We start from the raw sequence: 4,587 nt of genomic DNA, 5'->3' as shown, positions 1-4,587 counted from the left end.
CCGCAAAGGCCGGACGCAATCTCCGGATAACCAGAAGCCGGAGAACCGTAAAAAGAAAGCCTGAGCGGTCTTGTCACGCCGGATTTCCAGAAAAAAAGGCTCCCCATTCGGGGAGCCTCTTCAAATTGCGAATTCCGGTTATCAGGCTTTGCGGCGGCCCCGCCGCGCAAGACCGAGGCCGAGAAGTCCAATGCCAAACACGGCAACCAGTCCCGGTTCCGGCACTTCAGTAGTCGTGATCGGAGCCCCGAAGGTCAGATTCAGGTCCCAGTGACCGCTCAGCCCTTGCATCAGGATCCAGGAAGACCCGCCGAATTCGCTTGCAACCTTTGCGTTGCCGCCCGGACCCCACTGGAAGGAATACCCACCGGCGAAACCCGCAACCGTGTAGGTCGTGCTGTCTATTTCGATCGTGCCCGAAATTCCCTGGAAAAAATCGATATCCGGTGTATCCGTGCCGGCGTTGTAGCTCGCACCATTTTCCTGCTTGTAATTGCCCGTTTCGGCAAAGTCGGAAAATGTCAGCTGGATATTGGCGGTCGTTCCCGCCGGGTTGATCGCAAATGCGTTGAAGCTGCCGGTCCAGTTAGTCGTATCGGCGTCGTCATCGTTCACGGTGAAAATGCCGGAGATATCGTAATAGTTACCGCAGGTCGTACCGGAGAAATTCTGATTGCCTGTCCACAAACCATGGGAGGCCGGATTGCCGCCGACCGAGCAGTTGGTCGCACTGGTGCTCTGCACATTGTAAATAGTGGCGGCCTGAGACGTCGCCGATACACCGGCCATCATGCCAGCGCCGACGAGAGCTGCCGTAGTCCACTTGTTCGCCTTCAATCCGAAAATCGATTTAACCATCCTGCTAACGCTCCCGTTGACACCCCGAGGTGCCGATTGTTGATCTTTGACAATCCATGCAATTTTCATGCCACTATTTTTTCATCAGAATATACAACAGGTTAGAGGCCCGCCAATTACGACACGGCGGGAACCTGTAAAAAATCCCGACGCCTCCCTGCAGCCCCTGAGCGGCCGGCCGGAACGACCATCCAGACGTGTTTTATTGCACCGCAAAAAGATATTGCTTCGCGCAAATGATGCGTCCAAGCTAAAGGCAACAGGGATTGCAAGAATCTTGATCACGCTAGAACTATCGTCCAAAGCACAATCGTCCACAGCAACACTTTGGCCGATCTTGGAAAATCAAATACAAGTCTCGCGAACGTGCATTCTGCACAAATTCGCCCGGCAATCTGCCCCGCACTCCGGATTTATCAACAGTTTAACGGCCTGAAACGAAAATGCTTTTATTGCAGCAACTCATTAACGGACTGATGCTCGGTGGACTTTACGTGATGGTGGCCGTGGCCTTCACCCTGATAATCGGGATGCTCAACTTCCTGAATTTCACGATCCCGGCATTATTCATGGTCGCGGCCATGATGATGTGGGCATCGATGACCGGCAACCTTCCCTTCGGCAACGAAACGCTGATCGGGATTTTCGGCGAAGCCAATATGTGGATCGCCGGCATTATCGTTGCCATTGTCGTCGTGTCGATTGCCTCGCTGATCATCGAGCGCTTTACCTATCGATACATGAAGGCGAAATACGGCGATGCGACTGAGCATGCCCTGCCTCTGGTCAGTTCCCTCGGCTTTCTGATCATGTTCGAGCATATGGTGATCAGCGCTTACGGGTCCGATCCACTCACCGTCATCTCGCCTTTCGGTGACGCCACCTTCTCGATCGGCTCGATCCTGTTCAGCTATCCGCAGGTGATCAGCCTGATACTGTCGCTCGGGATCGTGTTCACGCTGCACTACATCATCCGCCGGACGAAACTCGGAAGGGCGCTGCGCGCAATTGCAGAGCGCCCCGAGACGGCGACACTGATGGGTGTCGATGTGCTGCGGATCGTACCCATCGTCTATGTCATAACCGGGCTTCTCTGTGCAATTTCCGGCGTTCTTTTCACCATCAACTACACCACGGTAGACGCCTATATTGGCGACACCGTCGCGACCGTTGCGATCGCCGGGATGGTGCTCGGCGGGCTCGGCAATGTATGGGGCGCGGTTATCGGCGGACTGATAGTCGGCATCCTTGAAGTGTTCTCGATTTACATCGTCGGCGCCGACTTCGTGAAAGTGCCGATCTGGGGCCTGCTCCTGATCATCCTGATCTTCAAGCCCACCGGGCTGTTTGGCCATTCGGCAATCGGCAAGGGGAAATTCTGAGATGAGCGGCTATCTTGAATCCCAGATCGTCATCCTCTGTCTGAGCATCATCTATGCCTATGGCATTTTCCTGCCCGCCGCCTCCGGCCAGCTGAATCTGGGCGCCGCCGGCTTTATCACGCTCGGCGCCTATGCAAGCGGCTGGTTCAACCTGTCAGACGGATTTGGGCTGTCGCTATACGCCAGTATTGCCCTTTCAATGCTGTTCACGGGCGCCATCAGCTTCATGATCGCCTTTCCGATACTGCGGACACGCGGAGTATACATGGTGCTGGCCACCTTTGCGTTCGCCGAAGTGGTTTCGGGGCTGACAATCAATATGGAATTTCTCGGTGCCGCCGCCGGCATGCCCGTCGACGCCCACGTGCCGGTCACAGGTCTCGTAATCGCCGCTATCGCCGTTATCCTGTTCGGTTTTTATTTTATGTCCACCCGGCTCGGCCTGGCGCTGCGGTCGATCCATGACGATGAGAGCGTCTCCATCCTGTTTGGCGTCAATGTCCGGCTTGCAAAAGTTGCGGCCTTCACCGTCGGGGGTATGCTCATGGGTCTCGGCGGGGCGCTGTATGGGCATCACTACAATTACATCGAGGCGCAGGCGTTCCACGTTCTGCTGAGCATTTACATTCTGCTTTATGTCCTTCTGGGCGGCACGCAAACCGCCTGGGGTCCGCTGGTGGGCGCAATTTTCTTCACGGTCGTGCCGGAACTGATCCGCAACCTCGCCATTGAAATCGGATCGAGCTGGCTGGCGGATAGCCGGTTCATCTTCTTCGGCGGCTTCATCGTCCTGATGATGGTCATTCGCCCCGAAGGCGTTGTCACCAGAACGATGCAGGATCGGATAGGCTCGATGTTTACCGGCGGCCGCAGTAAAAAACCCGGCAAGGCGGAGTAAACGGAGATGACCGACAACGTCCTCACAATGTCCGGTATTCACAAAAGCTTCGGCGGCCTCAAGGTCATCGATGACGTCTCGGCCGACGTCCGCCGTGGGAGCCGCACCGCCCTTATCGGGCCGAATGGCGCGGGCAAGACAACGATTTTCAACCTGCTTACCGGCGTCTACCCCATCGACGAAGGCACTATGGTTCTCGACGGGATAGATATCACCCACGTGCCGTCCCAGGACCGCGTGATTCACGGGATGTCGCGAAGCTTCCAGAATATTCGCCTGATGCCGCATCTATCGACGATCGAAAACGTGATGCTCGGCCAGCATTCCCGGGCGCGGTCATTCGGCAGCCTGATGTTCCCGCTTGGCATACTCTCCAAAAACAAATGGCGGGAAGAAGCCGAGGCCACGCTGCGTAATGCCGGGCTCGACACCTATCCCGGCGAAGTCGTCGCCAACCTGCCTTACGGTGTCCAGAAACGCATCGAAGTGGTCCGGGCAATGGTGTCCCAGCCAAAATTGCTGCTGCTCGATGAACCTGCCGCCGGACTTAACGAAATCGAGACCCGTCAGCTCCAGGACCTGCTGGAGAAGGTGTCCGCATCCGGTGTGACCATCCTTGTCGTCGAGCACGACATGCATTTTGTCCGCAATCTTTGCGACCATGTCGTTGTGCTCAATTTCGGCCAGAAGATCTTCGAAGGCACGCCGGACGAGGTCCATCAGGATCCCGCCGTTCTGGAGGCCTATCTGGGCCGCGACGATTCACAGCCCGCGAAAGAGACTTCCGATGCTTCTTGACGCCACCGGGATAAACGTCCGCTACGGTCGGAACCACGCTGTCCGCGATGTCGATCTCTCGCTGGAGAAAGGCGAAGTGGTCACCGTTCTCGGCGCCAACGGCGCCGGCAAAAGCTCGCTACTGAAAGCAATCTCCGGCACTGAAAAAGCCGATGGCAGTGTCGTCTTCGACGGCGAGGATATCTCCGGCTGGTCCGCGCCCCGCCGCGTTCAGGCCGGGCTGGTGCTCGTTCCCGAAGGCCGCCAGATATTCGTGAGCCTGACGGTTCACGAAAACCTGCTGATGGGCGCCTATTGCCGGAACGACGACGTTTCAGCAGAAACCGAGGCGATATATGAGAGATTTCCAAACCTCGCAGAGCGGCGCAACATGCCCGCGTCGGTCCTTTCGGGCGGCGAACAGCAGATGCTGGCCATCGGGCGCGCGATTATGGCGCTGGCCACCGCGACGCGCGGCTATGTGCTTGAACTTGGCGCCGTCGTCCTGTCCGGACCGTCATCGGAGCTGGCAAGCGACAGCCGTCTGGAAGAAGCCTATCTTGGGGGCTGATATGAAAGTAACATCAGACAACACTCTCTACAGGGAACAAGGAGTACTCCGAATGAAACGTTTATTCAGAACAACGGTGCTGGGCGCCGGCGCGCTCGCCG

Annotated in this window: 5 protein-coding genes; 4 read left to right on the top strand and 1 reads right to left on the bottom strand. The window is 57.0% G+C overall.

All coding sequences use genetic code 11. From position 1 onward, the window contains the following. Positions 1-141: 141 nt before the first annotated feature. The gene (locus AAC126_RS21795; RefSeq protein ID WP_339857476.1) at positions 142-927 is read right to left on the bottom strand and encodes a hypothetical protein; all 786 of its coding nucleotides are present in this window, start codon (positions 925-927) and stop codon (positions 142-144) included. A gap of 374 nt (positions 928-1,301) precedes the next feature. Between AAC126_RS21795 and AAC126_RS21790 the strand changes: the two genes are divergently transcribed. From AAC126_RS21790 to AAC126_RS21775, 4 genes are read left to right on the top strand one after another with little or no spacing between them, the layout of a single operon-like run. After that, complete coding sequence (locus AAC126_RS21790; protein WP_339857474.1) at positions 1,302-2,240, top strand: branched-chain amino acid ABC transporter permease; 939 nt, start codon at positions 1,302-1,304, stop codon at positions 2,238-2,240. Between the two features lies 1 nt (position 2,241). Continuing rightward, positions 2,242-3,138 carry a branched-chain amino acid ABC transporter permease gene (locus AAC126_RS21785; RefSeq protein WP_339857472.1) on the top strand — a complete coding sequence of 299 codons (897 nt, stop codon included), beginning with the start codon at positions 2,242-2,244 and terminating at the stop codon, positions 3,136-3,138. A gap of 6 nt (positions 3,139-3,144) precedes the next feature. Continuing rightward, entirely contained in the window at positions 3,145-3,936 is a 792-nt protein-coding gene (locus AAC126_RS21780; RefSeq protein WP_339857470.1) for an ABC transporter ATP-binding protein, read from the top strand. Beyond that, on the top strand, positions 3,926-4,486 hold the full coding sequence (locus AAC126_RS21775) for an ATP-binding cassette domain-containing protein (RefSeq protein ID WP_339857469.1): 561 nt from the start codon (positions 3,926-3,928) through the stop codon (positions 4,484-4,486). The genes AAC126_RS21780 and AAC126_RS21775 overlap by 11 nt, the downstream gene beginning before the upstream one ends. Positions 4,487-4,587 lie beyond the last annotated feature (101 nt).

Origin of the sequence: uncultured Nisaea sp. (genome assembly GCF_963974195.1) — a bacterium.
GTDB lineage: Bacteria > Pseudomonadota > Alphaproteobacteria > Thalassobaculales > Thalassobaculaceae > Nisaea.
Note: the sequence above shows the minus strand (reverse complement) of the source record. Positions and strands in the feature narration are given on the sequence as shown.